A 25,955-nucleotide genomic window follows, 5' to 3' on the forward strand; every position below is an offset into this window, starting at 1 on the left:
GTCCCCTCCCCCGACGTCGTCGTCACCGCCGACGACGTCCTGCACGGCAAGCCCGCCCCCGACTGCTACCTCGCCGCCGCAGAGCGCCTGGGCGCCTCGCCGCCGACGCGGTCGTCTTCGAGGACGCCGAGGCGGGTGTCCGCGCGGGCCTCGCCGCCGGGATGCGCGTCGTCGTGGTCGGCGGGCACGAGAGCCCGAGCACCGAGGGCCTGCCCCGCATCGCCCACTACTCCGACGCGCGGGTCGACGTCGACGGGGACGACCTGCTGATCGACCTGGGCTGACGGCAGCGGGCCCCCGCGATCCGAGGATCGCGAGGGCCCGCTGCACCGGTGACGAGGATCAGAAGTCGAACTCGCCGATGTTCTCCGAGTCGAACACGAACGGGTCGCCGAGGAGCACGGTCGCGTCCTCGCCCACCTCGAACGTGCCGAGGTCGCCCGCCTCGAAGGAGTCGCCGGTCTCGCCGGTGATGTCGCCGTCGATCAGGGCCTTCGCGGCGTAGGCCGCGAGGTAGCCGAGGTCTCCCGGGTTCCACAGGGCGAACGCGGTGACGGTTCCGTCCTCGACGTACTCGCGCATCTGGTTCGGCGTGCCGAGACCGGTCAGCGAGACCTTCCCCTTGTAGTCCGAGGTCGAGAGGTAGCGCGCGGCCGCCGCGATGCCGACCGTGGTGGGCGAGACGATGCCCTTGAGGTCGGGGTGCGACTGCAGCAGCGCCGCCGTCTTGTCGAAGGAGGTCTGGTCGTCGTCGTCGCCGTAGACGGTGTCGACGAGGGTGACGTCGGGGTGGTTGGCCTCGAGCTCCTCCTGCATCAGCTCGATCCAGGTGTTCTGGTTCGTCGCGTTGGCCGACGCCGAGAGGATCGCGATCTCGCCCGAGTCGCCGATCTGCTCGGTGATCAGGTCGACCTGCGCCTTGGCGATGCCCTCGGCCGTGGCCTGGTTGATGTAGAGGTCGCGGCAGTCGGCGTTCGTGTCGGAGTCGAAGGTGACCACCTTCACGTCGTTGTCGCGGGCCTCGTTCAGCGCGTCGCAGATCGCCTTGGGGTCGTTCGCCGAGATGACGATCGCTCCCGCGCCCTGCTGGGTGAGCGTGTTGATGTAGGAGACCTGGGCGTCGGGGGTGGCCTCCGACGGCCCGACCTCGGCGTAGCTGCCGCCGAACTCCTCGATGGCCTTCTCGCCTCCGGCGTCGGAGGTGTCGAAGTAGGCGTTGCCGAGGTTCTTGGGGAGGAAGGTGATCGCGTAGTTCGCGTCCCCTCCGCCCTCGGAGCCGGAGCCCGCGTCGGAGTCGCCGCCGGCGGAGCATCCGGTCGCGACGAGCGCGAACGCGACCGCCGCTGCGGTCACGGAGCCCAGACGCCGGAGCGTGCGGCCCTTCGTGGGAAACGTCATCGTTTCGTCCTTTCGATGTGAGGTGCGGGGGCGGCGCTCGCCGTCCCCGTGCGGGAGGTGCTGTCGGTGCGGACCGGTCACGGGCGGGTGCCCGGGGCCGATCGGGGTGTCCCGGAGCGGGTGCGCTTCTTCTGCACCCACGCCAGGAGGCTGGTGGTCACCACGGAGAGCACGAGGAGCACTCCGGTGATGATGTTGATGACGTCGGAGGTGACGTTGGCCAGGCGGAGCGCGCTGGCGAGGATCCCGATCAGGACGACGCCGGCGAGCACGCCGTGCAGGGCGCCGCGGCCGCCGAAGATCGAGACACCGCCGAGCAGCACCGCCGCGATCACCTGGAGCTCGAGGCCCGTGGCGTTGTCGCCGCGGGCGGATCCGTAGCGGAGGGTGAAGTAGACGCCGGCGAAGGCCGACACCACTCCCGAGAGCAGGAACAGGACGAACTTCGTCCGGTTCACGTTCACGCCCGAGAAGGTGGACGCCTCGTCGTTCAGTCCGATCGCGTAGATCCCGCGGCCGAAGGAGGTGAAGTGCAGGAGCACCGCGAACACGATCGCGAGGATCACGATCGGCACGACGATCGACGGGACGGGCGAGTCGCCGATCTTCGAGGTCGCGAGGTCCGTCCAGAACTCCGGGAAGTCCGTGACGGCGGTGGTGCCGAGCAGGCCCACGGCGAGCCCGCGGTAGAGCGCGAGCGTGCCGATCGTCACGGCGAGCGAGGGCAGGCCGACCACGGTGATCAGGAAGCCGTTCAGCGCCCCTCCCACCGCTCCCGCCAGCAGGGCCACGAGCGCGGCGACCGCGAACGGGGCGCCGGCCTGGGTGAGGATCCCGGTCAGCACGCTCGCCAGGCCCACCGTCGAGGCGACGGAGAGGTCGATCTCGCCCGTGACGATGATCAGCGTCATCGGCAGGGCGATCAGCAGCACCGGGGCGATGTCCAGGAGGAGGTAGGTCACCGTGATCGGGCGGTCGAAGTTGCGGACCGTGGCCGAGGCGACGAGCACGACGAGCACGAGCAGCACGATGATCGCGGTCTCTCGGGTGAGCAGCAGGCGCCGGAGGCGTCCGTGACCGTAGTCGCGGTACGTCCGCGCCGTCCGCACGGCGGTCGTCTCGGTCGACAGAGAGCTCATCGCGCGTCGTCCCTTTCTGCCAGGAGCCGGCGGGACTGCCGGATCGAGAGGACGCGGTCGAGCACGATCGCGCCGATGATGAGGACGCCGACCACGGCGCGCTGCCAGAAGTCCTGCACGCCGAGGATCGGGAGCGCCCGGTTGATGGTCAGGAGCAGGACCGCGCCGAGCGCGGCGCCCCAGACCGTGCCGGAGCCGCCGAAGATCGCGACACCGCCGATGACCGCCGCTCCCACCGCGTCCAGCTCCCAGCCGGAGCCGGCCTGCGAGTTGACCGTGCCGTAGCGGGCCGCGTAGAGCACGCCGGCGAGCCCGGTCAGCGCCCCGCTCAGGACGAAGGCGGTGAGGATCCGGCGCGTGACGGGCAGGCCGTAGAGGCGCGCCGCGTCGGGCTCGGAGCCGATGGCGTAGAACTCGCGCCCGGCCCGCAGGTTGCGCATGCAGTAGCCGGCGACCACCAGCACCACGAGGGCGATGATCGTGAGGATCGGGATGCTCAGGATCTGACCCGTTCCCAGCGCCAGGAAGTCCTTCGGCATGTCCGAGGCGTTGACCCGGTCGCTGCCGGCCCACGCGACGTTGATGCCGCGGTAGGCGTAGAGCGTGCCCAGCGTGATGACCAGGGCGGGCACCTTGGCGAACGCGACGAGCGCGCCGTTGATCAGTCCGAGCAGACCGCCGAAGAGGATCCCGGCCACGAAGACGACGATGATCGGCAGCCCCGGCACATCGAGGAAGAGCCGACCGGTGAGGTAGGCGGTGAGCCCGAGGATCGAGCCGACCGAGAGGTCGACGCTGCGGGTGATCACGACGATGGCCTGGCCGACGGCGACGAGCACGAGGATCGACGGCGTCAGCAGCAGGTCGCGCCAGCCGTCGGGAGAGAAGAGGAAGGACGGGTTCTTGACGGTCGTCACCGCGACGAGGAGCACGATCGCGAGCAGGATGCTCGTCTCGCGCGCCGTCGCGAAGCCGCGGAGTCCGCGGGAGAGGCCGCCGGAGGAGGGCGTCGGCCGTCCCGTCGAGGGCGCGGTGGTCGTCGCGGCGCTCATGCGGCGCTCCCTTCGGTGCGGTGCGGGGCGGTGGGATCGGCGGCGAGGGCGCCCGTGCCACCGGTGGCGGCGAGCATCACGGCCTCGCTGGTGGCGTCCTCGCGGGCGAGCTCGCCGGTCAGCCGGCCCTCGCGCATCACCAGGACGCGGTCGGCCATGCCGAGCACCTCGGGCAGCTCGGAGGAGATCATGAGGATCGCCATGCCCTCGCCGGCCAGCTGCGAGAGCAGCCGGTGCACCTCGGACTTGGTGCCGACGTCGATGCCGCGGGTGGGCTCGTCGATGATCAGCACCTTCGGGTTCGTGGCGAGCCACTTGCCCAGGACGACCTTCTGCTGGTTGCCGCCCGACAGGGTGCCGGCGACCGTGTCGAGCGCGTTGGTCTTGACCTCGAGGCGCCCGGCCCAGATCCGCGCCGCCGAGTTCTCGGCCCCGCGGGTGAGCAGACCGCCCTTGGTCAGGCCGCGGCGGATGGCCGTCGTGATGTTGTTCGAGACGGAGGCGTCGAGCACCAGGCCCTGCTTCCGGCGGTCCTCGGGCACGAGGGCGACTCCGGCGCGCATCGCGCCGGCCGGGTCGCGCCGGGGCAGCGGGGTGCCGTTCAGCGTGACGGTGCCGCTCTGGTACGGGTCCACTCCGAAGACCGCGCGGGCGACCTCGCTGCGCCCGGCGCCCACGAGCCCGGCGAGACCGACGATCTCGCCCGAGCGCACGGTGAACGAGATGTCGTGGAACACGCCCGGCTGGGTGAGCGAGTCGACCGCGAGGACCACCTCGCCGATCTCGGCCGGCTGCTTCGGGAACAGCTCCGTCACGTCGCGGCCGACCATCTGGCGCACGATGCCGTCGATCGTGGCCTCGCTCGTCGGGGTGGTCGCGATGTAGGAGCCGTCGCGCATCACGGTGATCGTGTCGCAGAGGGCGAAGACCTCGTCGAAGCGGTGCGAGATGAACACGAGCGCGCGGCCCTCGTCGCGCAGGCTCCGCGCCACGGCGAAGAGGCGCTCGACCTCGACGCCCGACAGGGCGGCGGTCGGCTCGTCCATCACCAGGACGGAGGCGTCGAGCGAGATGGCCTTCGCGATCTCGATGATCTGCTGATCGGCGATCGAGAGGCCCTCGGCGGGCCGCTCCGGATCGATCGCCACGCCGAGCCGGCGCATCAGCTGCTCGACCTCGGCGCGCATGGCCCGGCGGTCGATCCGCCCGAAGCGGTCGGTGGGCTGGCGGCCCATGAAGATGTTCTCGGTGACCGAGAGGTCCGGGAACAGCGTCGGCTCCTGGTAGATCACGGCGACGCCCGCCGCCTTCGACTGGGCCGTGGCGGTGAAGTCGACGTCCCGGCCGTGCAGGCGGAACTCCCCCGCGTCGCGGCGGTGGACGCCGGCGACGATCTTCACCAGGGTCGACTTGCCGGCTCCGTTCTCGCCGATCAGCGCGTGGATGGAGCCCGAGTGCAGCGAGAGGGTGCCCGAGCGCAGCGCGATGACGGCGCCGAAGGACTTCACCACCCGGGCGAGCTCGAGCGCCGGGGCGGGCGCGGTGTCTGTCACGGAGGTGCCTCCTCGTCGAGGGCGTGGGGATCGTGGGCGGAGCAGCCGATCCGCCCCACCGCCCGGGGTCCGGGTGGCGGCGGTGAGATTCTGAATCGATTCAACCGCCGTTCAGGCATACTCTAGGGACGGCGACCGGGTCGGTCAAGACGAGCAGTGCCGCTCGTTGCACGGTCGTGACGGAGGGGAACAGTGGCAGCGAGCATCCGCGACGTGGCGCAGCACGCGGGCGTGTCGGTGGGCACCGTGTCGAACGTGCTCAACCGCCCCGACGAGGTCTCGGCCGAGAACCTGGCGCGGGTGAACCTCGCCATCGAGGAGCTCGGCTACGTCCGCAACGACGCGGCGCGCAAGCTCCGCAACGGCGTCAGCTCGACCGTCGGCTTCGTCGTGCTCGACGGCCGCAACCCGTTCTTCGGCGATGTCGTGCACGGAGCGGTCGACGAGGCCTCCCGCCACGGCATCGCGGTGCTGCACGGAAACACCGACGAGGACGTCGCCCGCGAACGGCACTACCTCGACCTCTTCGAGGAGCAGCAGGTGCGCGGCGTTCTGATCTCGCCGCACGGGGACATCACCCGCCGGCTCGAGCGACTGCGCGAGCGCGGGATCCCGGCCGTGCTCGTCGACCGCTTCAGCGGCGACGGCCGCTTCAGCTCGGTCTCGGTCGACAACGTCGCCGGCGGTCGGATGGCCGTCCACCACCTGATCGCCACCGGTCGGCGGCGCCTGGCCTTCGTCGGCGGGCCCTTCGAGATCCGCCAGGTCGTCGACCGGCTGGCGGGGGCGCGGGTGGCGGCCGAGGACAGCGCCGACCCGGTCGACATCGAGGTGGTCGCCACCTCCGCTCTCACGGTGGCCGAGGGCGTCGCGGCCGGCGAGCGCCTCGTCGCGCGCCCCCGCCGCGAGCGGCCCGACGCGGTCTTCGCCGCGAACGACCTGCTGGCGCTGGGCCTGCTCCAGTCGCTGGCGGCCGGCGGGCGGATGCTCGTCCCCGACGAGATCGCGCTCATCGGCTTCGACGACATCGCGTTCGCAGCCGCGGCCGCGGTGCCGCTCTCGTCGATGCGCCAGCCGAGCACCACGATCGGCCGCACCGCGCTCCGGGTGCTGCTCGAGGAGGCCGCCGACCCCGAGCTGATCCCCCGGCAGACCGTCTTCCAGCCCGAGCTCGTCGTGCGCCGCTCGACGGAGCCCTAGGAGGAGCGGCTCCGGCGGCTCAGTACCGGATCGCGTCGATGACCTTGACCCGGACGGCCACGATCGCGGGCACGAGACCGGCGAGCGCGCCGACCAGAGTCGCCGCCCCGAGACCGAGCAGGGCCGCCTCCGCGGGGAACGGCGGGATGTCCTCGATGCCGTTCTGCTGGACCCAGTCGACGGTGATCGGGTTGGTGACCAGGATCACGGCGATCGCGACCCCGACGACGCCGGCGACGACCGTCGCGACCACGCTCTCCATCATGATCGAGAAGAAGATGCGGCCCGAGGAGGCGCCGAAGCTGCGCCGGATGCCGATCTCGCGGATGCGCTGCCGCACGGTCACGAGGGCGATGTTGAGCAGACCCAGCGCTCCGAGCGCGAGCACGAGCCCGGCGACGCCCCCGATCACCCAGGTGAGCACGGCGAAGGGATCGCTGTCGTAGGCGAGGTAGTCCTGGCGGCTCACGCTGGCCTCGATGCCGGGGCCGAGCGCCGCGGCGATGTCGCGCTGCACCGCCTCGGTGAGCGCGTCCGCGATGTCGAGCGGCACCCACATCTCGTAGTTGGGCGTCGATCCGCCGCCGAACTCGTCGTCGGCCGGCGTCTGCTCGGCGATGCCCGCGTACGAGTCGGCGAGCATCATCATCGTGGGCTCGGTGTCCCACTGGCTCACCGGAGTGACGCCCACCACGACCGCCGTGGTGTCGCCCTCGGAGCCCAGCAGGGCGACCGTCGGGTGCGTCGCGAGATCCGGCCGGCCGAGCCTGTCCCACATGATCTCGCTCACGACCACGGCGGGCGCGAGCCGGCGCTCGTCGCGCTCGGTGAACCACGCGCCCTCCTCGACCTCGAGGCGGTGCATCTCGGCGTAGGGCTGATCGACCGCCGTCACCGGCACGTCGACGGCGCCGTCGGCGAACTGGACGCGCGTGGAGCCGTAGGTGGTGCGGCTCGCGTAGGTGATGTCGTAGCGCTCGAGCACCTTCTCCCACGCGCCCTGCAGGGCCGCCGCGTCGACGACGCCCTCCGGCCCCGTGGCGTACGCGCTCACGGAGAGGCTCGCGGGGCGGCCGCTCGAGCGCTCCATCTGCTCGACGTTGGCCTGGCGGGCGATGCCGCCCGCAGCGACGACGCCGGTGAGGGCCGCCACGGCCACCGCCACTCCGATGAGCGAGAGCAGCACCCGGCCGCGGTGGATCCTCAGCTCCGTCCAGGCCTCGACGATCGCGCCCGCGACTCCGATCAGGCCGCGCATCAGAGCACGCCCTCGGAGTCGGAGGCGGGACCGCCGTCGGGATCGACGACGGCGACGGGCGGCGCGACGGCCGCCGCGTGCGCGGGCACACGCTCGTGCAGGGTGCCTGCCGAGGACGCCGCGCCGAGGCGGCCGTGATCGAGCCGGTAGTGGCGCTCCGCGCGGGCGGCGATCGCCGGGTCGTGGGTGATGGTCACCAGCGCGGAGCCGGACTCGCGGGCGATCTCGTCGAGCAGGCTCATCACGGTCTCCCCCGTGTCGGTGTCGAGTGCGCCGGTGGGCTCGTCGGCGAGGATCAGCCGCGGTCGGCGCACGAGGGCGCGGGCGATGGCGATGCGCTGCTGCTCCCCGCCCGACATGCGGCCGGGCATCGAGTCGACCCGGTGCCCGAGACCGACGCGCTCGAGCATCTCGGCGGCGAGGTCGCGGCGGCGCCAGAACTCGCGCCCCGTCGCGTAGAGCAGCGGCGTCATCACGTTCTCGCGGGCGGTGCGGCCGTCGAGCAGGTTGAACTGCTGGAAGATGAAGCCGATGCTCCCGCCGCGGATCCGGGCGCGCGCCCGGGCCGACAGCGTCTCGGTCGGCACGCCCTCGAGGAGCATCCGGCCGTCGGTCGGCTCGTCGATGAGGCCGAGGATGTTCAGGAGCGTCGACTTGCCGGAACCGCTCCGTCCGACGACCGAGACGTGATCGCCCTCGCCGACCTCGAGGTCCACCCCGTCGAGGATCGTGAGCGGCTCCGCGTCGGGCAGGGGCACGACCTTCCGGATCCCCTCGAGCCGGAGGATCGTCACGGGCAGAACACCGAGCCGTCGGGGTTGGCCACGCACTCGCCCGACTCGAGGGAGGGGTCGACAGCCGCGGCGCCGGGCACGAACTGCAGCAGCTCCACGCCCTCGTCCACGCCGCCGGTGATCTCGACGCTGACGCCGTCGGTGAGGCCGAGGGTCACCGGGATCTCCTCGGTCGAGCCGTCCTCGGCGAGGCGGAAGACGACTCCGGACTCGGCGGTGCCCTCGACCGCGGTGGTCGGCACGACCAGCACGTTCTCGGCGAGGCCCCCGGCGAGGGTGACCGACGCGGCGAGGCCCGGGAACACGGTGACCTCGGCGGGCACCTGGCAGCGGAAGCTCGTGCCGGAGCCCGTGGCACCGGCCTCGCCCGTGCCCGCGCCCTCGGTGCCCTCGCCGGCCAGCGGGGTGGTGATCGTGAGGCCCGTGCAGGCGAACGCGGCGGGGCCGCCGGTGATCGCGACCTGCGCCTCGGTCGGACGGTCCTGGATCCGGTAGAGCTGCTGGGCGTCGATGGTGCCCGTGACGGAGTAGCTGGGCGGCGCGACCTGACCGGTCACCTCGCCGACCGTCACGGCCTGGTCGTGGATGACGCCCAGCGCGCTGAGCACGCCAGCCGCCTCGGCGTAGACCCGCTCGAAGCGGACCGCCGGCGGGGGCTGCGAGACGCTCACGGTGCCGTCGGCGGCCGTGGTCTCGACGGGTTCGCGCACGGTCTCGACGCGGATGTCGTAGACGAGATCGCCCTTCGCGACGGTCGCGCCCTGCGGGATGTAGACGTCGTCGACGGTGCCGACGGCGGTCGCCTTCAGCGGCACGGCCGGGTCGGCGGCGACGGTCCCCTGGAGCTCGAGGTCGTTGGTGATGGTGCCGCGCGCGACGGCCACGACGGGCTCCGTCAGCTCGCCGGTCGGAACCGTCGGATCGGCCTCGGCGGAGGTGTCGGGGAAGAACGCGATCTTCACGAGCGCGATGCTCGCCGCTCCGATGATCACCATCCACACGATCGGGAACACCCAACGTCGAACCGCACTCATCTCGTCCCCCGGCTCCGCGCGACAGCGCTCCCGGTGCTCCCCCGTGGGGCACCGAGGTGAACCTTACCCAGGGCCCGGGGCGCCGGTCCCGCGTTGCGACATGCGGCGGCGCGGAGTCATCCCTGAGGAGGAGGGAGGGGGACGCCGAGCGTCCCGAGGACGCCCGCGACGCGCCGCGCGCGGGTCGCCTCGGCCTTCGCGCCCTCGACCGCGACGACGTGCGCCTTGCGGGCGCTCGGCGACAGTGCCTCGAACCGCTCGGTCAGCCCGGCGGCGCCCAGAGCTCGCGCGAGGTCCTCGGGCACCGCGATCTCGCGCGGAGCGGTGTCGAGCTCGATCTCGACGTCGAGGGCGTCACCGCCTGCGATGCCCGTGGCGGCGCGCTTGTCCGCCGAGAAGGGGACGAGCGCCCTTCCGCCCATCACGCCCACCGTGCTGCGGTACTCGAACCCGTTCACCACGACCCGGACCGCCGGCCGTCCGCCGCCGCCCAGAGCCGCGATGACGTCGGGCGGGACCTCGACGCCGGTGTTGCGGCCGACCTGGTGCATCGTCGTCGTGAAGCGCATGGCCCGAGGATGGCAGAGCCCTCGGCCTCGGACCAGGGGTGCGGAAGGGCTCAGCCCTGCGCCCGGTCCGCCTGCTCGCGCTCGAGCGCCGGACCGAGCGCGGTGCGTACGGCGTCGACCGTCATCCGCCCGTCGGGATCGAGGCGGGTGAGCATCCGCGCCATGATGTCGGCGAGCTGCGGGATCTGCTCGGGGTCGAGCGGGTCGATGACGTCGGCGAGTACCGTCGCCACGTGCCCGGGCGCGGTCTCGACGAGCTTCGCCAGGCCCTGCTCGGTGAGGACGGCGTTCGTCGCGCGTCCGTCGGTCGGGCAGGGGCGCCGCTCGAGGTAGCCGCGGCCGACGAGCCGGGTGACGACGTGCGAGAGCCGCGGCAGGGTGGCGTTGGTGCGGGTCGCGAGGGTCGTCATGCGCAGGGTCCGCTCGGGGGCGTCCGAGAGCATCGCGAGCGTCATGTACTCGAAGTGGGTCAGGCCCGCCTCGCGCTGGAGCTGCTGGTCGAGCGCGCCCGGAAGCAGCTCGACGACGGCGATGAAGCGGATCCACGCGCCCAGCTGCTCGGAGGTGAGCCAGCGGGGCTCGGGCGTGGTCGAGGACATGCTCCCACCCTACACGATTCGTTGAAGCGACAACCTTTTGACCGATCCGCGCGTCAGATGACGTCGTCGGACAGGGCGATCGGGTTCCCGAACCGGTGGTTGGTGATCGAGATCGACTGCTCCCGGAGGAACGGCAGCAGCTCCACGCGGCCCGACGGAGTGACGGGGTTCGCGAAGATCGCGACGTCCGGCGCACCGCCGAGCGCCTCGGCGAGCGCCGACGCGAGCGGGATCCGGGATCCGTCGGCCCGCTGCAGCGGGATCGGCTTGCCGGTGCTGCCGCGCGTGAGGCCGGTGACCACGTCGGTGAAGGAGCGGGTGGCGTTGCGCGCGTCGATCACCGCCTCGATGCCGGGGCCGAGCGAGGGGCCGGTGCGGCCCTGCGGCGACGCGAAGGCGTCGACCCGGTCCGACACGATGTCGCCGACGATGCGGATGCGCGACGCCGTGATGCGCCCGGCCGCCGCGCGCGCCAGCCACTGCGCATCGGACTCCACGACCACCTTCGGCACCAGGCCGGCCATCTCGGCCAGCTCGTCGCCGCCGAGCATCTCGAGCACGCGCGGCGGCAGCGGGATCGACGTGGAGATGTCCATCCGCGACCGGGTCAGCAGACCCGCGGCCACCACCCGGAGGAGCTCCCCCAGGTCGCCGCCGTCAGCGAGGCGCAGCGCGATCGGCACGCGCAGGTAGCGGAACAGGTTCCGCTCCACGCCGACCTCCGAGATGTCGGTCACCACTCCGAACTCCGTCGACCAGGCGAGCTGGTCCGAGAGCGCGGAGCGGCGCAGAAGGTCGAACTGCTCGTACTGCAGCGACGACTGCGCGGCCTCGATGAACTGGCGGGCCCGGTCGTCCAGACCGCGCAGGTGCAGCGTCGAGGACGGGCGGGCGGGCGAGGGCTTCCACGACCCGAGGCCGATCAGGTGGTTCGGTCCGCCCGCCTTCGAGCCGCCCCCGACCGAGGAGCGCTTCCAGCCGCCGAACGGCTGCCTGCGCACGATGGCACCGGTGATGCCGCGGTTGACGTAGAGGTTGCCCGCCTCGACCGAGTCCAGCCAGAGGGCGAGCTCGTCGGCGTGCAGGGAGTGCAGCCCGGCGGTCAGCCCGTAGTCGGTCGCGTTCTGCATCCGGATCGCGTCCTCGAGCGTCATCGCGTGCATGATCCCGAGCACCGGCCCGAAGAACTCGGTGAGGTGGAAGTAGCTGTTCTCGCCCACGCCCTCGCGCACTCCCGGCGACCACAGCCGGCCCGTGCCGTCCAGACGCCGCGGCTCGACGAGCCAGGACTCGCCGCCGCCGAGGCTGGTGAGCGCGTGGGCGAGCTTCCCGGTCGGCGCCTCGATCAGCGGGCCCATCGCCGTGGCGGGGTCGTCGGGGTACCCGACGCGGAGCGACGTGACCGCGTCGACGAGCTGCGCGCGGAACCGCTTCGAGCGGGCGACCGAGCCCACCAGGATCACCAGCGACGCGGCCGAGCACTTCTGGCCCGCGTGCCCGAAGGCGCTCTTCACGATGTCGGCGACCGCGAGGTCGTAGTCGGCGTGCGGAGTGACGACGATCGCGTTCTTCCCGCTCGTCTCGGCGACCAGCGGCAGGTCCGGGCGCCAGGAGCGGAAGAGCTTCGCCGTGTCGTACGAGCCGGTGAGGATCACGCGGTCGACCAGCGGATCGGTGACGAGCGCGCGCCCGAGCGACTCCTCGTCGAGGTCGACGAGGGCGAGCAGGTCCTGCGGCACCCCGGCGTCCCAGAGCGCCTCGACCAGGACGGCGGCCGAGCGGCGGGCCTGCGGGGCGGGCTTCAGCACCACTCCCGAGCCCGCGGCGAGCGCCGCGAGCACCGAGCCGGCCGGGATCGCCACCGGGAAGTTCCACGGCGGGGCGACGACGGTGATCCGCGCCGGCACGAAGGTGGCGCCGGTGATCGCGTCGAGCTCGCGCGCGCGGGTCGCGTAGTAGTGCGCGAAGTCGATCGCCTCCGAGACCTCGGGATCGCCCTCGGCGAGGGTCTTCCCGGTCTCGGAGGCCATGACCTCGAGCAGGCGGTCGCGGTTGGCGGCGATCGCGAGCCCCGCGCGGTCGAGGATCGCGGCGCGGTCGTAGCCCAGGCGCTCGCCCCAGCGCTCGGCGCGGCGGCCCACCGCGCGCAGGAGCTCCTGCAGCGCCTCGGGCGAGGTGATGCGCGCGGTGTCGGCGGTCGCGGTGCCGATGGTCGAGGCGGCGATCCGGTCGGTGATCAGTCGGGCCCAGCGGCGGTTGCCGGGCAGGGACGGGTCCGTGTCCGGTTCGTTGCGGAAGCCGGCCGTCGCCGCGCTCGCGCCCGATCCCCGGCTGAGCCCGAGCACGGCCTGCGTCAGCCCGGCCGCCGCCGGGTCCAGCGCGTGCTCGCCCGCGCCCGCGTGCTCCTGCACGAGGCGCAGCCCCGAGCCGGAGGACCACTCGCGCAGCCGGTCCTGCGTGCGGTTCGGGGTCGGCACCCGGTCGTCGAGCGCCTCGAGCGAGAGGCGGAAGCGCTCGAGCTCGCGCTGGAACACGGTCTCGTCCTCGAGCTCGAACACGGCCGAGAGGAAGTTCTCGGGACTCGAGTTCTCCTCCAGGCGCCGGATGAGGTACGAGATCGCGACGTCGAACTCGCCCGGGTGGACGACGGGCGTGTAGAGCAGCAGTCGCCCGACGTCCTCGCGGATCGCCCGCGCCTGGCCCGTCGCCATGCCCAGCAGCATCTCGAAGTCGACCGCGTCGACCACCCCGCGGTCGTTCGCGAGGAGCCAGGCGAACGCGACGTCGAAGAGGTTGTGACCGGCCACTCCGATCCGCACCGCGTCGGTGCGCTCGGGGTCGAGGGCCCAGTCGAGCACCCGCTTGTAGTTCGTGTCGGCCTCGGTCTTGCTGCCGACCGTCGCGAGCGGCCAATCGTGGACCGCCGCGTCGACCCGCTCCATCGGCAGGTTCGCGCCCTTCACCACGCGCACCTTGATCGGCGCCCCGCCGCGGGCCCGCCGCGCGGCGGCCCAGGAGGTCAGCCGCTGCAGCACGCCGAGGGCGTCGGGAAGGTAGGCCTGGAGCACGATGCCCGCCTCGAGCTCGAGGAGGTTCGGGTGGTCGAGCAGACGCTGGAAGACGGCGACCGTCAGATCGAGGTCGCGGTACTCCTCCATGTCGAGATTGATGAAGGTCGGGGTCGGGCTCATCGCCGCGGCCTCGTAGAGCGGAGTGAGCCGCTCGACGACCCGCTCGACGGCGTCCTCGAACGCCCACATCGAGAGCTGGCTCGCGATGCTCGAGACCTTGATGCTCACGTAGTCGACATCGTCGCGCTCGAGCAGCCTGCGGGTGCCCTCGAGCCTCCGCAGCGCCTCGCGCTCGCCGAGCACCGCCTCGCCGAGGAGGTTCAGGTTCAACCGGTCGCCGCCCTCGCGCAGCTTCGCGATCGAGGCGCCGAGCCGGGCGCGGAGGCGTCGACGACCAGGTGCGCGACGAGCTGCCGCAGCACGCGGCGCGCCGCCGGCACGACGACCCACGGGAGCACCGGGCCGACCGCTCCGCCGGTGGCGACGGCCGCGCGCAGCCAGGAGGGGAGGAACGCGGGGGTCCTGGAGGTGAGCGCCGACAGGTTCTCCGCAGCGACCGAGACGTCCTCCGGCCGCGCGACGCCGTCGACGAAGCCGACGGTGAAGTCGAGGCCGTCCGGATCCTGCAGCACCCCGGCGAGGCGCTGGGCGGCCGGGTCGGGCTCGAAGGCGCTGCTGCGCTCGAGCCAGTGCCGCGCCAGGGTCTCGACGCGCGCGATCATCGACCCGGGGTCGTTCTCGGGCACGGCGGGGGACGTCGACTGCTCCATCCCACGAGGCTATGCCCGAGTCGGCATGCAGGCGGGGCGTGTCGTCGCGCCTCTGGGAAGACTCCCGAACCCGGGCCCGTCCGGTGGACGCCGGAGCGGGCGCGCGGGACGATGGGCGCACCCGACCGCTCCCGCTCCTGATCGGAGATCCGATGGATCCGCTGCCCGTCCCGCAGGGCGCGATGATCGCCGCCCAGGCCCTCATCGACAGCACCGCCGCGTTCGACGGGGAGGCGACGGGGCTCATGAACCGCGCCGTGCTGGAGCGCGCGCTCAGCCCCATCGAGGAGGGCGTGGTCGATCTCGACGGCGTGGTCGTGCCCACGGCGTCCGACGTCGCCGGCGCCTCCGTCATCTGCCTGACCTGGCTGACCGGCCGGCTCGCGGAGTCGAGCGGGCGCAGCACCGAGGAGATCCTGTTCTCCCTCCGCGAGTTCGTCGCGGAGGCGCTGCGCACCGACGACGCCTGAGCCGTCCCGGGCTCGCGCCCCGCCGCCCGGCCGACCACACTGGCCTGCATGGCGCGAAGCACAGCCCGACGCGATCGGCACCGTCCCCGCGACGCTCAGGACCGCGAGCGCAGCGGCACCGCGCCGGGCCCCCGTCCCGCGCGCACCCCGTCCGACGCGGCGGTCGACGTGGTGGTCGTCGGCGCCGGGCACAACGGGCTCGTCGCCGCGGCCTACCTCGCCCAGGCGGGGCTCGACGTCCTCGTCCTCGAGAAGAACGAGCACACCGGCGGCGCGGCGGTGTCCGAGTCCCCGTTCCGCGGCGTGGAGGCGCGGCTCAGCCGCTACTCCTACCTGGTGAGCCTCCTGCCGCGCGCGATCCTCGACGACCTGCGGATCGACGTGCCGCTCGTGCGCCGCCGCTACTCCTCCTACACGCCCGATCCCGCCGACCCCAGCCGCGGCCTGCTGGTCGACACGCAGGATCGGGAGGCGACGGCCGCCTCCTTCGCCCGCCTCGGCTCACCCGAGGATGCGGAGCCGTTCGCCGACTTCTCGCGCCGCACCGGCCGGATGGCCGAGGCGCTCTGGCCGACCCTCACCCAGCCGCTCCTGCGCCGGAGCGAGGCGCGGCGGCTGGTCGGCGACGACTCCGTCTGGCGCGCGATGATCGAGCGGCCGATCGGCGAGGTCATCGAACAGAGCATCGCGAACGACCTCGCGCGCGGCGTCCTGCTGACGGATGCGCTGATCGGCACCTTCGCGGGCGCCGCCGACGCGGACCTCGCGCAGAACCGCTGCCTGCTGTACCACGTGATCGGCCAGGGCACGGGCGACTGGGACGTCCCCGTCGGCGGAATGGGCTCGGTCTCGGGCGCCCTGGACCGGGCCGCGCGGGACGCCGGGGCGAGGATCCTCACGGGCACCGAGGTGACCGCGATCGGGGCCGACGGCGAGGTCGTCTACCGCCGCGGTCCGCGCAGCCGTCGCGTCCGCGCCCGGCACGTGCTCTCGAACGTCGCGCCGTTCGTGCTCGACGCCCTGATGGGCGGCACGTCCGGAGTCGGAGCGGAGCGCCCCGAGGGAGCGCAGGTCAAGATCAACCTGGTGCTGCGGCGCCTCCCGCGACTGCGCGACGAGAGCGTCGCTCCCGAGGCGGCCTTCGGGGGCACCTTCCACGTGAACGAGGGCTGGGACGCGCTCGAGACCGCTCATCGGGCCGCGGCGACGGGGCGCACTCCCGTGCCGATCCCGTGCGAGATCTACTGCCACTCCCTCACCGACCCCACGATCCTCTCGCCCGAGCTCGCCGCCTCCGGGGCGCACACCCTCACCGTCTTCGCCCTGCACACCCCCGACCGCTGGCTGACCGCCGAGAACAACGCGGCGACCCGCGAGCGCCTGCAGGAGGAGATCCTCGACTCGATCGACTCGGTGCTCGCCGAGCCGATCCGCGACCTGCTGCTGCGGGACGCCGACGGCGAGCCCTGCATCGAGACGCGCACCACGCACGACCTCGAGCAGAGCCTCGGCCTGCCGGGCGGCAGCATCTTCCACGGACCGCTGTCGTGGCCCTTCGTCGAGGACGACGACCCGCTCGACACCCCCGCCCGGCGCTGGGGCGTCGCGACGGCGCACCCCCGCGTCCTCGTCTGCGGAGCGGGCGCGCGCCGCGGAGGCGGCGTCTCGGGTCTCGGCGGGCACAACGCGGCGATGGCGGTGCTGGAGGAGCGCGGCGCGTAGGCCGACGGCGGCTCAGTGGCCGCGGTGGTCCTGGATCGTCATCCGCGGACCGTGTCGGGGCTTCCTCGCGCCGCTGCAGCCGATCAGCCGGATGATGCGCTGGCGGTGCCCGCGCCACGGCTCGAGCAGCTCCAGCATCCCGTCGTCGTCGACGCCCAGCCGCCCCGTCAGGGCGAAGCCCACGCCGCGGCCAGGTGGTAGTCGCCGACGCTGACCGCGTCGGGATCGCCGTGCGCCCGCATCATGACCTCGGCCGCCGTCCAGACGCCGATCCCCGGGACCGAGCGCAGCCGCGACTCGACCTCCGCTCCCCCGCGGCCGAGCGAGAGGGTCCGCTCGAGGCCCGGAGCGACGAGCGCGGCGGTCAGCAGTGTGCGGGAGCGCCGCGGATCGACGCCGGCCCGGTGCCACTCCCACGACGGGATGCGGCGCCACTGCTCGACCGTGGGCGCCACATGCAGGGCGACGGGGCCCGGAGCGACCTCGCCGTAGCGGCGCACGATCGTGCGGTAGGCGCGCCACGCCTCCGTGCTGGTGACCTTCTGCTCGAGGATCGAGGGCGCCAGCATCTCGAACACCAGCCCGGCGCGGGCGAGCCGCAGGCCCTCGACCCGCCGCAGCACCTCGGCGAGCGGGCGGTGGGAGGAGAGGTCGAGCCCGCTCCAGTCGTCGCCGTGCCCCAGCAGCTCCGGCACCTGGTCGATCAGCCACTCGGCCCCCTGGCCCCAGGCGCGCGCGTGCACGGCGCCGTCGGCCGCCTGCACGAGGTGCAGGGTGCCCGCGCCCCGCGGTGTGCGGAACGCTTTCCAGAACCCGGAGGCGTCGATCAGCATCGTCGGGTCGCCCGTGCCGCGCAGCAGCGTCCGCACGGTGAGCGCGAGGCTCACCGGCACGGCCGGCGCGTAGACCGTGGCCCGGGCGGGCACGGGAGCGGGAGGGGCGGAGGTCACGCAGCGATGGTAATCGCGCCCTCCGACAGCGCCTCCGACGGAGCCTCTCGACGGGCCTCCGCGCGCGACCGACGGCCCCTGCGGCGACCCCGCCCGGCGTTCCTCCGGTGACAGGTCTTCGGAGCCGCGGCCCCGCCGGATTGGACCAGGACCGATGACCACATGCGCAATCTTTTCTCGACGATTCCGCTGGTCAGCGCGGTGTTCGCGGGCGTAGCTTCACGCTGTCGCGACGGCACGTTGAGTCGTCCGGCATCCCGCCTATCACTGGAGATGCGCACATGTTCGACACTTCCTTCATCCGCAACGCGATCGTCAAGAGCTCCGAGACCGCTCTCGACCGTCGCCGCTTCTTCGAGGCCACCGGCATCGCCGGCCTGGGCATCGGAGCAGCCGCTCTCGCCGCCCCCGCGGCCTCGGCCGAGGAGGTCGCAGCCACCGGCCCCAGCGACGCCTCGATCCTCAACTTCGCGCTCAACCTCGAGTACCTCGAGGCCGAGTTCTACCTCCGCGCGGTCTACGGCACGGGCCTCGGCGGCTCCGACGTGACCGGCAAGGGCACGCCCGGCGGCGTCATCGGCGGCCGCCCGGTGCCGTTCAAGACCCCGTGGCTCAAGAGCTTCGCCACCGAGGTCGCGAACGACGAGAAGGCGCACGTGAAGTTCCTCCGCGCGGCGCTGGGCACGGCCGCGGTCGCCCGCCCCGCGATCGACCTCAAGGCCAGCTTCAACGCCGCTGCAGCCGCGGCGGGCGTCATCCCGGCCGGCGGGACCTTCGACCCGTTCGCGAGCGAGGCCAACTTCCTGCTCGGCGCCTTCGTCTTCGAGGACGTCGGAGTGACGGCGTACAAGGGAGCGGCGCCGCTCATCCAGTCGAAGGCGTACCTGGACGCCGCCGCGGGCATCCTCGCGGTGGAGGCGTACCACGCGGGCGCCATCCGCTCGGCCATCTACGCGGCCGACCTGTCCGACCCGGCGAACAAGCTCTCGGACGCGCGCGACAGCCTCGACGGCTCGAGCGAGCGCGACCAGGGCGTCAAGGTCAACGGGCAGACGAACATCGTCCCGACTGACCGGAGCTCGATCGCCTTCAGCCGGACCCCCGGCGAGGTCCTGAACATCGTGTACCTCAACCCCAAGGCCTCGCGCACCGGCGGATTCTTCCCCCGCGGCGTCAACGGCACCCTGAACACCAGCAAGGCGAACTAGCGCGGCACGACGACGGGCCCTTCCTCGAGGCGGCGAGGAGGGGCCCGTCGTCGCGTGCGGGACCCGGACCGACTGCCCGGGTGCGCCGGTCGCCCCGTCGTCCTCTACTCTGAGCGGGTGAAGATCGGGATCCTGACCTCCGGGGGCGACTGCCCCGGCCTCAACGCCGTCATCCGCGGTGCCGTGTACAAGGGCATCAAGGTGTACGACCAGGAGTTCGTGGGCTTCCGCGGCGGCTGGCGCGGAGTGGTCGACGGCGACCTGATGCCGCTCGAGCGCTCCGACATCCAGGGCATCGCGAAGCAGGGCGGCACGATCCTCGGCACGAGCCGGACGAACCCCTTCGAGGGCCCCAACGGCGGCCCCGAGAAGATCGCCGCGATGATGGAGGCCAACGGCATCGACTCGATCATCGCGATCGGCGGCGAGGGCACCCTCGCCGCGGCGAAGCGGCTGACCGACGCGGGCCTCAAGATCGTCGGCGTCCCCAAGACGATCGACAACGACCTCGGCGCCACCGACTACACCTTCGGCTTCGACACCGCCGTCGGCATCGCGACCGACGCGATGGACCGCCTCCGCACCACCGGCGACTCGCACGGCCGCTGCATGGTGGCCGAGGTCATGGGCCGACACGTCGGCTGGATCGCGCTGCACTCCGGCATGGCCGCGGGCGCGCACGTCATCCTCATCCCCGAGAAGCGCACCTCGATCGACCAGATCGTCGAGTGGGTGCAGAGCGCGCAGGACCGAGGGCGCGCGCCGCTCGTCGTGGTCGCCGAGGGCTTCTCCCTCGACACCATGGACGACGCCCACTCCGAGCGCGGACTCGACGCCTTCGGGCGCCCGCGCCTGGGCGGCATCGGCGAGATGCTGGCACCGATGATCGAGGAGCGCACGGGCATCGAGACCCGCGCGACCACGCTCGGCCACATCCAGCGCGGAGGGACGCCCACGGCGTTCGACCGGGTCCTCGCGACCCGCCTGGGCATGGCCGCGATCGACTCCGTCGTCGCCGAGCACTGGGGCCGCATGGTCGCCCTGCGCGGCACCGACATCTACCACGTCGGGTTCGCCGAGGCCCTCGGAACCCTCAAGACCGTGCCGGACTCCCGGTACGAGGAGGCGCGCACGCTCTTCGGCTGAGCGGCGCGCCCCTCGGGCGGCTCAGCCCTTCGCGCCGTCCGGGGTCGCCGTGGCGACGATCTGCGCGCGGCCCAGCGTGTGGAAGTGCACGTTGAAGCCCAGGATCGCGGGCGTCGACTCCGGATCGAGGTCGAGGCGCTCGACGTCGAGGGCGTGCACGACGAAGAAGTAGCGGTGCTCGCGGTCCGGCGGCGCCGCTCCGATGAACTGGCGCAGCCGCATCTCGTTCGGCAGGGTCTGCGCGCCGGGCGGCAGCAGCTCGAAGCCGGCGGCGCCGGCACCGGTCGGCAGCTCGGCCGTGTCGGCGGGCAGGTTGTAGAGCGCCCAGTGCCAGAACCCCGAGCCGGTCGGCGCATCGGGATCGAAGACCGTCACAGCGAAGCTCTTCGTCCCCTCGGGCGCTCCCGACCAGGCCAGGTGCGGGGAGACGTCCTCGCCGCCCGAGCCCTCGCCGTAGTGGCGGGCGTCCAGCGGGGCGCCGTCGGTGATGTCGTCGCTGGTCAGCGCGAAGGACGGCACCTCCCCGAGGCGGGCGTAGGGGTCGTAGTTCCAGTCGGACATCCGGTTCTCCGTTCGGACGGGGCGGCCCGCGATCGCGAGCCCTCTCCAGCGTACGAACGCCCGCGACGAGGGCCAGGGCTTGCGGAGCGGGCGCTCAGGACCCGAGGTAGCGGCCGGGCCGGTGGTTGAAGGCGAGCACGAGGTTGAGCACCACGACGCCCGCGGCCGAGATCAGCACGTTCACCGGCGGCACGACGAGCAGCGCGGCGACCACCACGCACGCGTCCAGCGCCATCATCACGTAGCCCGCCCGCCAGCCGAGCCGCTCCTGCGCGATCAGCGCGACGATGCTGAAGCCGCCCAGGCTCGAGCCGTGCTGGAAGAGGATCAGCAGCCCGATGCCCGCGAGCACGTCGCCGGTGATCACTCCGTAGACCGGCTCGATGCTGAGGGCGCCGAAGGCGAGCGGATGCAGCCCCGCCAGCACCGAGACGAGCACGATCGAGAACATGGTGCGCAGGGTGAAGCGCCAGCCCTTCTTCCACAGCGACAGCGCGAGGAACGGGATGTTGACGACCACCAGGATCACGCCGAACGGGATGGGCAGCGGATAGCCCAGCAGCAGCGCGAGCCCCGCCGTGCCGCCCGTGACCGCCTCGCTCGCGCGCAGGAGGAACAGGCCCAGCGAGACGACGAACGCTCCGGTCACGAGTCCGAAGACGTCCTCGATGCGGGAGTGCGGCACGGTGGCGGAGGCGTCGGTCACCCGCCGATGCTGCCACAGCCGTGTTGCGGCGCCGTTTCGCGGGGCGGCGGCGCCTCGTAGGATGTGCCGGTGCTGCCGAAGATCCTGCTGTTCTACCGCTTCGTGCCGCTCGCCGACCCCGAGGCGATCCGCCTGTGGCAGCGCGAGCTGTGCGCGTCGCTCGGGCTGCGCGGTCGGCTGATCGTCTCGAAGGACGGCCTGAACGGCACCCTCGGCGGGGAGATGGGCGCGCTGAAGAAGTACGCGCGCCGGACGAAGGAGCACCCCGCCTTCCGCGGCATGGACGTCAGGTGGAGCGCCGGGACCGGGCTCGACGCGGAGGGCGCCAGCCTCGACTTCCCCGGTCTCTCGGTGAAGGTGCGCGACGAGATCGTCTCGTTCGGCGCGCCCGACGAGCTGCGGGTCGACGCGGACGGCGTCGTCGGCACCGGGACGAGACTGCAGCCCGACGAGCTCGACGCGCTGGTCGCCGAGCGCGACGACGTCGTCTTCTTCGACGGCAGGAACTCCTTCGAGGCCGAGATCGGCCGCTTCGACGGCGCGGTCGTCCCGGGGGTCGCCAGCACGCGCGACTTCGTCGAGCAGCTCGACTCCGGGGTCTACGACCACCTCAAGGGGCGGCCGATCGTGACGTACTGCACCGGGGGCATCCGCTGCGAGGTGCTCTCGAGCCTGATGACCGCGCGCGGCTTCGGGGAGGTGTACCAGCTCGACGGCGGGATCGTCCGCTACGGCGAGGCACGACGCGACTCCGGGCTCTGGCGCGGCGCGCTGTACGTCTTCGACGGCCGCGGCTCGCTGACCTTCTCGCCCGACGCGAGGTGCTGGGGCGCTGCGCAGGCTGCGCCGCGCCGACGAGCCGGATGCGCAACTGCCTCGACCCCTCCTGCCGCACCCAGCTGGTGGTGTGCGGGGAGTGCGACGTCCTCGCCTGCGCGGCGCACGACGGGGCCTCTAGGGTCGGGGCATGAGCATCGAAGCGCGCGGACGCACCCTCGTCGACCTCCACACCGACCCCGAGCTGCTGAGCGTGGTGAACGTCTGGGACGTCGTCTCGGCGACCACGATCGCCGCCCTGCCCGCGACCCGGGCGCTCGCCACCGCGAGCCACTCGATCGCCGCGTCGTTCGGCTACGAGGACGGCGAGCGGATCCCGCTGGACCTGCACCTGGGCATGATCGCGCGCATCGTCGCCGCGGTCGAGGTCCCCGTCTCGGCCGATCTCGAGGCCGGCTACGGCGACGCCGGCGAGACCGTGCGCCGGGCGATCGAGGTGGGCGTCGTGGGCGCGAACCTCGAGGATCAGGCGAAGCCGCTCCCGGAGGCGCTGCGGGCCGTCGAGAAGGCGGTCGCGGCGGCCGAGGCCGAGGCGGTCCCCTTCGCGCTGAACGCCCGGACCGACGTGTTCCTCCGGGCTGGCGAGCGGGACCGCTCCGAGGTGCTCGCCGACGCCGTCGAGCGCGGCCGCGCCTACCTCGACGCCGGGGCCACCTGCTTCTTCGTGCCGGGGCTCCTCCAGGACTCCGAGATCGAGGCGCTCGTCACCGCCCTGGGCCGGCAGCGGATCAGCGTGATCGGCGTCCCCGGATCGCAGTCGCCCGCCCGCTTCGAGGAGCTGGGCGTCGCCCGGATCTCCTACGGGCCGTGGACGCAGCGCGTGGCGCTGACCGCCCTGCAGGACGCGGCGAGTGCGCTCTACGAGGGCGGCTCGCTGCCCGAGGGGACCCGCCCCCTGAACTGAGCGATCGGGCGGGACGCCGATCGCCCCGCGGGCGTAGCGTGGGCCCATGTACCGAGCCATCGTCGTCGAGCAGCTGGACGCCTCCGACACCGACACCCCGAACCGCGCCTCGCTGACCGAACGCGACGAACCCGACCGGTCGCACGGCGACGTGGTGATCGCGGTCGAGTACTCGAGCGTCAACTACAAGGACGCCCTCGCGCTCGCCGGGCGGCCCGGAGTCGTCCGCCGCCCGCCGCTGGTGGCCGGGATCGACCTGGTCGGCACCGTCGAGTACGCCGACGGCGCGGCGGCCGACCGCTTCGACTCCGGCGACCGGGTCGTGCTCACCGGCGCGGGCCTCGGCGAGCGGGTGGACGGCGGACTGGCCGAGCGCGCCCGGGTCGACTCCGCGTCGCTGCTGCGTCTGCCGGGAGCGTTCTCGTCGGCCCGGGCCGGCGCGATCGGCACGGCCGGGTTCACCGCGATGCTCGCGGTGCTCGCACTCGAGAAGCACGGCGTGCTCCCCGGCTCGGGACCCGTCCTGGTCACCGGCGCGGCCGGCGGGGTCGGCTCCCTCGCCGTCGCTCTGCTCGCGCGCCTCGGGCACGAGGTCGTGGCGTCGTCGGGTCGCGCGGTCGAGGAGGGGGACTTCCTGCGCCGCCTCGGGGCCGCCGAGGTGATCGACCGCGCGGAGCTGCAGGAGGCGGGGAAGCCCCTGCAGTCCGAGTGCTGGGCCGGGGCGGTCGACTCCGTCGGCTCGCACACGCTCGCGAACGTGCTCGCCCAGACCCGCTGGGGCGGCGCGGTCGCGCGTGCGGACTCGCCCAGGGGGCCGATCTGCGACGACGGTGATGCCGTTCATCCTGCGCGGAGTGACCCTCGCCGGCGTCAACTCGGTCGAGGCCCCGCGGAAGCTCCGCGAGGAGGCCTGGCGCCGTCTGGCCCACGACCTCGACCTCGAGCTGCTGGACGGGCTGACCTCGACCGTGTCGTTGAGCGGCGCGCTCGACATCGCGGGCGACGTCCTCGCCGGCACGGTGCGGGGGCGCACGCTCGTCGATGTGCGGGCCTGACCTGCGCCGGCGGTCGCCCCGCCGATCGCACCGCGGCCGGAAACCGCGCGGAAACAGGGCCTGCGTAGGGTCGGCCCCATGACCGCAGTCGACAAGAGCGCAGCCGGACTCGGCGAGCGCCAGTACCACATCGGCGTCGCACCGGGAGAGGTCTCGACCGTCGCCCTCCTCCCGGGCGACCCGTTCCGCGTCCCGATGATCGCCGAGTTCCTCGAGGACGCCCGCGAGATCGCGCACAACCGCGAGCACCTCACGATGACGGGCACCTACAAGGGCCACCCGATCACCGCGACCAGCACCGGAATGGGCTGCCCCTCGACCGCGATCGCCGTGGAGGAGCTCGCGCGCGTCGGGGTGAGCTCGTTCATCCGCGTCGGGAGCTCGGCCGCGACGCAGCGTGGCATCGAGCCGGGCGCGCTGCTGGTGAGCGAGGGGACGCTGCGCAACGACGGCACGAGCGCGGCGTACGCGCATCCGGGCTTCCCCGCGGTGCCCGACCTGGCGCTCACCTCCGCGCTGCTCGAGGCCACGCGCGAGATCGCCGAGCGGGAGGGGGTGCCGGTGCACTCCGGGATCAACGCGAGCGACGACGCGTTCTACGCCGAGACTCCGGAGTGGATCGCGACGCTCGAGCGGCACGGGATCCTGAACGTCGAGATGGAGTCGAGCGCGCTGTACGTCGTCGCGCGGCTGCGCGGGCTCCGGGCGGGCATGGTCTGCGCGTGCTCCAGCAACCTGGTCGACGGAGCGAGCCTCTACTCGGGCTCGAAGGACCGGCTCGCGCAGGGCTGGCGCCTGAGCATCGAGGCGGCACTCGAGACGGCGGTGCGGCTGGAGCTCTGAGGGCCGCTCGGGCCGCCGGAGCCGCTACTCGGCGGCCTCGGTGGCCCCGCTGGGCTCGGCGGAGGCGTGGCCGACGGAGGAGTCGGGGCGCGGGGCGCGCGGTTCCGGAGCGGGAACCTCTGTCGCAGGGAACTTCTTCTTCGCGGCCGGCTCCTTCGCGGGCGCCCGCCCCTCCCCGATCACCTCGGCCACGGCGGACGTCTCGGCCACCGCCTGCTCGGTGTCGAGCGACGCGTCCTCCGCGGGCGACGCGGGCGGCACGGCCGGACGGTCCGCGTCGGCCGCGCCGACGGCCTCCGTCTCACGGGCCGTAGCGGCGTCGTCGACCGCGGCGAGCCGGGCCGCGGCCTGCTCGGCCACCTCGGGCACCACCACGAGGTCGTCCGTCTCGATGATCGGGATCGCCGCCGTCGTCGGCCCGAGCTGCAGGGCCGCGATGAGCTCGGGAGCGTGCTTCGTGCTGATGATCAGGCGCGACCAGTCCTCGTCGACGAGGTCGAGCACGACGGCCGACGCGGTGCGCTTGATGAGCAGGAAGTCCTTGCCGCCGTGGAACTTCCAGGTGCCGGCGGCGATCGTCAGCGGCACGGCCGTGCCCGGTGCGCGGATGCCGCGGACCCAGATCCAGGGATCCTCGGTGACGGTCGCGGAGCGGATGCTCGATCGGTCGATCACGACGTCGCCGCGGTGGAAGGCGAGCAGTCGCTCCGCCCTCGTCAGGCGCAGTTCGAGGCGGTCGGGGAGCACGGTCACGACGGGCATGCCTCTAGTCTGCCCCGAGTCGCGGTGCCGTCGGGGGAACGGATCGAGCGGCCGGTGCGACCATGGTGGGATGCCGATGGACCAGGAGGAGCTGCGCCGGCTCGACGCGCTGCTCGCCGAGCGCCAGGCCGAGGCCCGCAGCGAGGCCGTCCGGCTCGACGAGGCGCTGGCCGAGCTGCTGCTCGCGCGCGGCGACGGCACGGCGGACGACGAGCACGATCCCGAGGGCACTCCGCTCTCGGCGGAGTGGTCGCGGATGGCCGGAGTGCGCGATGCTCTGGCGCGGGCCGAGCGCGAGCTGGCCGACGCCCGCCGCCGGGTGGGCGAGGGCGCCTACGGCGACTGCGTCCGGTG

24 protein-coding genes and 3 pseudogenes are annotated in these 25,955 nt (G+C 73.0%); 11 read left to right on the plus strand and 16 right to left on the minus strand.

The window, feature by feature from the left end; all coding sequences use genetic code 11:
• A pseudogene (locus B0T42_RS21530) lies at window positions 1-284 on the plus strand (hypothetical protein); the annotation flags it as partial.
• 58 nt (window positions 285-342) lie between these two features.
• Here B0T42_RS21530 and rhaS read toward each other — a convergent pair.
• From rhaS to B0T42_RS15115, 4 genes are all read right to left on the minus strand, one after another.
• Complete coding sequence (gene rhaS / locus B0T42_RS15100) at window positions 343-1,398, minus strand: rhamnose ABC transporter substrate-binding protein (RefSeq protein WP_077223849.1); 1,056 nt, start codon at window positions 1,396-1,398, stop codon at window positions 343-345.
• 77 nt (window positions 1,399-1,475) lie between these two features.
• A complete protein-coding gene (locus B0T42_RS15105) occupies window positions 1,476-2,537 on the minus strand; it encodes an ABC transporter permease (protein WP_077223851.1) in 1,062 nt (353 codons plus the stop codon).
• On the minus strand, window positions 2,534-3,589 hold the full coding sequence (locus B0T42_RS15110) for an ABC transporter permease (RefSeq protein WP_077223852.1): 1,056 nt from the start codon (window positions 3,587-3,589) through the stop codon (window positions 2,534-2,536). Before B0T42_RS15110 ends, B0T42_RS15105 begins: the two co-directional genes overlap by 4 nt.
• Complete coding sequence (locus tag B0T42_RS15115; RefSeq protein ID WP_077223853.1) at window positions 3,586-5,142, minus strand: sugar ABC transporter ATP-binding protein; 1,557 nt, start codon at window positions 5,140-5,142, stop codon at window positions 3,586-3,588. The genes B0T42_RS15110 and B0T42_RS15115 overlap by 4 nt, the downstream gene beginning before the upstream one ends.
• Window positions 5,143-5,334: 192 nt before the next feature.
• Between B0T42_RS15115 and B0T42_RS15120 the strand changes: the two genes are divergently transcribed.
• Window positions 5,335-6,342 carry a LacI family DNA-binding transcriptional regulator gene (locus B0T42_RS15120; protein WP_077223855.1) on the plus strand — a complete coding sequence of 336 codons (1,008 nt, stop codon included), beginning with the start codon at window positions 5,335-5,337 and terminating at the stop codon, window positions 6,340-6,342.
• Between the two features lie 19 nt (window positions 6,343-6,361).
• Here B0T42_RS15120 and B0T42_RS15125 read toward each other — a convergent pair whose 3' ends face one another.
• From B0T42_RS15125 to B0T42_RS22775, 7 genes are all read right to left on the minus strand, one after another.
• Complete coding sequence (locus B0T42_RS15125; protein WP_077223856.1) at window positions 6,362-7,600, minus strand: ABC transporter permease; 1,239 nt, start codon at window positions 7,598-7,600, stop codon at window positions 6,362-6,364.
• Window positions 7,600-8,394: an ABC transporter ATP-binding protein gene (locus B0T42_RS15130; protein WP_077223857.1), complete on the minus strand. Its 795-nt coding sequence runs from the start codon at window positions 8,392-8,394 to the stop codon at window positions 7,600-7,602. The genes B0T42_RS15125 and B0T42_RS15130 overlap by 1 nt, the downstream gene beginning before the upstream one ends.
• Window positions 8,391-9,389, minus strand: coding sequence for a permuted SH3 domain-containing protein (locus B0T42_RS15135; protein ID WP_158078150.1), 999 nt, complete (start codon window positions 9,387-9,389; stop codon window positions 8,391-8,393). Before B0T42_RS15135 ends, B0T42_RS15130 begins: the two co-directional genes overlap by 4 nt.
• 155 nt (window positions 9,390-9,544) lie before the next feature.
• Complete coding sequence (locus tag B0T42_RS15140; RefSeq protein ID WP_077223860.1) at window positions 9,545-9,997, minus strand: YdeI/OmpD-associated family protein; 453 nt, start codon at window positions 9,995-9,997, stop codon at window positions 9,545-9,547.
• Between the two features lie 50 nt (window positions 9,998-10,047).
• Window positions 10,048-10,596, minus strand: coding sequence for a MarR family winged helix-turn-helix transcriptional regulator (locus B0T42_RS15145; protein ID WP_077223862.1), 549 nt, complete (start codon window positions 10,594-10,596; stop codon window positions 10,048-10,050).
• A gap of 53 nt (window positions 10,597-10,649) precedes the next feature.
• Complete coding sequence (locus tag B0T42_RS15150) at window positions 10,650-13,997, minus strand: bifunctional proline dehydrogenase/L-glutamate gamma-semialdehyde dehydrogenase (protein ID WP_236720327.1); 3,348 nt, start codon at window positions 13,995-13,997, stop codon at window positions 10,650-10,652.
• Window positions 13,994-14,437, minus strand: a complete 444-nt coding sequence (locus B0T42_RS22775) for a hypothetical protein (protein ID WP_236720328.1) — start codon at window positions 14,435-14,437, stop codon at window positions 13,994-13,996. The genes B0T42_RS15150 and B0T42_RS22775 overlap by 4 nt, the downstream gene beginning before the upstream one ends.
• Window positions 14,438-14,589: 152 nt before the next feature.
• Here B0T42_RS22775 and B0T42_RS15155 point away from each other — a divergent pair, with 152 nt between their 5' ends.
• Window positions 14,590-14,907 carry a hypothetical protein gene (locus B0T42_RS15155; RefSeq protein WP_139344533.1) on the plus strand — a complete coding sequence of 106 codons (318 nt, stop codon included), beginning with the start codon at window positions 14,590-14,592 and terminating at the stop codon, window positions 14,905-14,907.
• A 48-nt stretch (window positions 14,908-14,955) separates the two neighbouring features.
• On the plus strand, window positions 14,956-16,629 hold the full coding sequence (locus B0T42_RS15160; protein ID WP_077223865.1) for a phytoene desaturase family protein: 1,674 nt from the start codon (window positions 14,956-14,958) through the stop codon (window positions 16,627-16,629).
• Between the two features lie 12 nt (window positions 16,630-16,641).
• Here the strand turns inward: B0T42_RS15160 and B0T42_RS21540 are convergent, their stop codons facing one another.
• Both B0T42_RS21540 and B0T42_RS15165 read right to left on the minus strand, forming a co-directional pair.
• Window positions 16,642-16,812, minus strand: coding sequence for a hypothetical protein (locus B0T42_RS21540; RefSeq protein ID WP_236720329.1), 171 nt, complete (start codon window positions 16,810-16,812; stop codon window positions 16,642-16,644).
• Complete coding sequence (locus tag B0T42_RS15165) at window positions 16,797-17,579, minus strand: DNA-3-methyladenine glycosylase family protein (RefSeq protein ID WP_236720330.1); 783 nt, start codon at window positions 17,577-17,579, stop codon at window positions 16,797-16,799. The genes B0T42_RS21540 and B0T42_RS15165 overlap by 16 nt, the downstream gene beginning before the upstream one ends.
• Before the next feature lie 281 nt (window positions 17,580-17,860).
• Between B0T42_RS15165 and B0T42_RS15170 the strand changes: the two genes are divergently transcribed.
• Window positions 17,861-18,787 (plus strand): ferritin-like domain-containing protein, encoded by a 927-nt coding sequence (locus B0T42_RS15170; protein ID WP_077223866.1) that lies wholly within the window; start codon window positions 17,861-17,863, stop codon window positions 18,785-18,787.
• 117 nt (window positions 18,788-18,904) lie between these two features.
• Complete coding sequence (locus tag B0T42_RS15175) at window positions 18,905-19,933, plus strand: 6-phosphofructokinase (protein WP_077223872.1); 1,029 nt, start codon at window positions 18,905-18,907, stop codon at window positions 19,931-19,933.
• 21 nt (window positions 19,934-19,954) lie between these two features.
• Here B0T42_RS15175 and B0T42_RS15180 read toward each other — a convergent pair whose 3' ends face one another.
• Both B0T42_RS15180 and B0T42_RS15185 read right to left on the minus strand, forming a co-directional pair.
• Entirely contained in the window at window positions 19,955-20,494 is a 540-nt protein-coding gene (locus tag B0T42_RS15180; RefSeq protein ID WP_077223867.1) for a YbhB/YbcL family Raf kinase inhibitor-like protein, read from the minus strand.
• A 94-nt stretch (window positions 20,495-20,588) separates the two neighbouring features.
• The gene (locus B0T42_RS15185) at window positions 20,589-21,200 is read right to left on the minus strand and encodes a YitT family protein (protein ID WP_236720331.1); all 612 of its coding nucleotides are present in this window, start codon (window positions 21,198-21,200) and stop codon (window positions 20,589-20,591) included.
• A gap of 72 nt (window positions 21,201-21,272) precedes the next feature.
• On the opposite strand from B0T42_RS15185, the pseudogene trhO reads away from it, so the two are divergent.
• The 4 genes and pseudogenes from trhO to B0T42_RS15205 all read left to right on the plus strand — a co-directional run bounded on the left by trhO (window position 21,273) and on the right by B0T42_RS15205 (window position 24,839).
• Window positions 21,273-22,171, plus strand: a pseudogene (trhO, locus tag B0T42_RS15190) (oxygen-dependent tRNA uridine(34) hydroxylase TrhO).
• Entirely contained in the window at window positions 22,168-22,941 is a 774-nt protein-coding gene (locus B0T42_RS15195) for an isocitrate lyase/PEP mutase family protein (RefSeq protein ID WP_077223868.1), read from the plus strand. The pseudogene trhO and the gene B0T42_RS15195 overlap by 4 nt, the downstream one beginning before the upstream one ends.
• Window positions 22,942-22,987: 46 nt before the next feature.
• Window positions 22,988-24,064 (plus strand): alcohol dehydrogenase catalytic domain-containing protein, encoded by a 1,077-nt coding sequence (locus B0T42_RS15200; RefSeq protein WP_274703337.1) that lies wholly within the window; start codon window positions 22,988-22,990, stop codon window positions 24,062-24,064.
• A 10-nt stretch (window positions 24,065-24,074) separates the two neighbouring features.
• Window positions 24,075-24,839, plus strand: a complete 765-nt coding sequence (locus B0T42_RS15205) for a nucleoside phosphorylase (protein WP_077223869.1) — start codon at window positions 24,075-24,077, stop codon at window positions 24,837-24,839.
• Between the two features lie 24 nt (window positions 24,840-24,863).
• Here the strand turns inward: B0T42_RS15205 and B0T42_RS20725 are convergent, their stop codons facing one another.
• Window positions 24,864-25,601 carry a hypothetical protein gene (locus tag B0T42_RS20725; RefSeq protein WP_201788560.1) on the minus strand — a complete coding sequence of 246 codons (738 nt, stop codon included), beginning with the start codon at window positions 25,599-25,601 and terminating at the stop codon, window positions 24,864-24,866.
• A gap of 70 nt (window positions 25,602-25,671) precedes the next feature.
• Between B0T42_RS20725 and B0T42_RS15215 the strand changes: the two are divergent.
• Window positions 25,672-25,955, plus strand: a pseudogene (locus B0T42_RS15215) (TraR/DksA family transcriptional regulator); the annotation flags it as partial.

It is taken from the genome of Rathayibacter rhapontici, from assembly GCF_001995175.1.
GTDB lineage: Bacteria > Actinomycetota > Actinomycetes > Actinomycetales > Microbacteriaceae > Rathayibacter.

Excerpts from the sequence above, each read along its gene's own strand:
- rhaS (WP_077223849.1), bottom strand. The coding sequence starts at position 1,398 with ATGACGTTTCCCACGAAGGGCCGCACGCTCCGGCGTCTGGGCTCCGTG.
- B0T42_RS15105 (WP_077223851.1), bottom strand. The coding sequence starts at position 2,537 with ATGAGCTCTCTGTCGACCGAGACGACCGCCGTGCGGACGGCGCGGACG.
- B0T42_RS15110 (WP_077223852.1), bottom strand. The coding sequence starts at position 3,589 with ATGAGCGCCGCGACGACCACCGCGCCCTCGACGGGACGGCCGACGCCC.
- B0T42_RS15125 (WP_077223856.1), bottom strand. The coding sequence starts at position 7,600 with ATGCGCGGCCTGATCGGAGTCGCGGGCGCGATCGTCGAGGCCTGGACG.
- B0T42_RS15135 (WP_158078150.1), bottom strand. The coding sequence starts at position 9,389 with ATGGTGATCATCGGAGCGGCGAGCATCGCGCTCGTGAAGATCGCGTTC.
- B0T42_RS15140 (WP_077223860.1), bottom strand. The coding sequence starts at position 9,997 with ATGCGCTTCACGACGACGATGCACCAGGTCGGCCGCAACACCGGCGTC.
- B0T42_RS15145 (WP_077223862.1), bottom strand. The coding sequence starts at position 10,596 with ATGTCCTCGACCACGCCCGAGCCCCGCTGGCTCACCTCCGAGCAGCTG.
- B0T42_RS22775 (WP_236720328.1), bottom strand. The coding sequence starts at position 14,437 with ATGGAGCAGTCGACGTCCCCCGCCGTGCCCGAGAACGACCCCGGGTCG.
- B0T42_RS15155 (WP_139344533.1), top strand. The coding sequence starts at position 14,590 with ATGGATCCGCTGCCCGTCCCGCAGGGCGCGATGATCGCCGCCCAGGCC.
- B0T42_RS15160 (WP_077223865.1), top strand. The coding sequence starts at position 14,956 with ATGGCGCGAAGCACAGCCCGACGCGATCGGCACCGTCCCCGCGACGCT.
- B0T42_RS15170 (WP_077223866.1), top strand. The coding sequence starts at position 17,861 with ATGTTCGACACTTCCTTCATCCGCAACGCGATCGTCAAGAGCTCCGAG.
- B0T42_RS15180 (WP_077223867.1), bottom strand. The coding sequence starts at position 20,494 with ATGTCCGACTGGAACTACGACCCCTACGCCCGCCTCGGGGAGGTGCCG.
- B0T42_RS15195 (WP_077223868.1), top strand. The coding sequence starts at position 22,168 with ATGAGCATCGAAGCGCGCGGACGCACCCTCGTCGACCTCCACACCGAC.
- B0T42_RS15200 (WP_274703337.1), top strand. The coding sequence starts at position 22,988 with ATGTACCGAGCCATCGTCGTCGAGCAGCTGGACGCCTCCGACACCGAC.
- B0T42_RS15205 (WP_077223869.1), top strand. The coding sequence starts at position 24,075 with ATGACCGCAGTCGACAAGAGCGCAGCCGGACTCGGCGAGCGCCAGTAC.
- B0T42_RS20725 (WP_201788560.1), bottom strand. The coding sequence starts at position 25,601 with ATGCCCGTCGTGACCGTGCTCCCCGACCGCCTCGAACTGCGCCTGACG.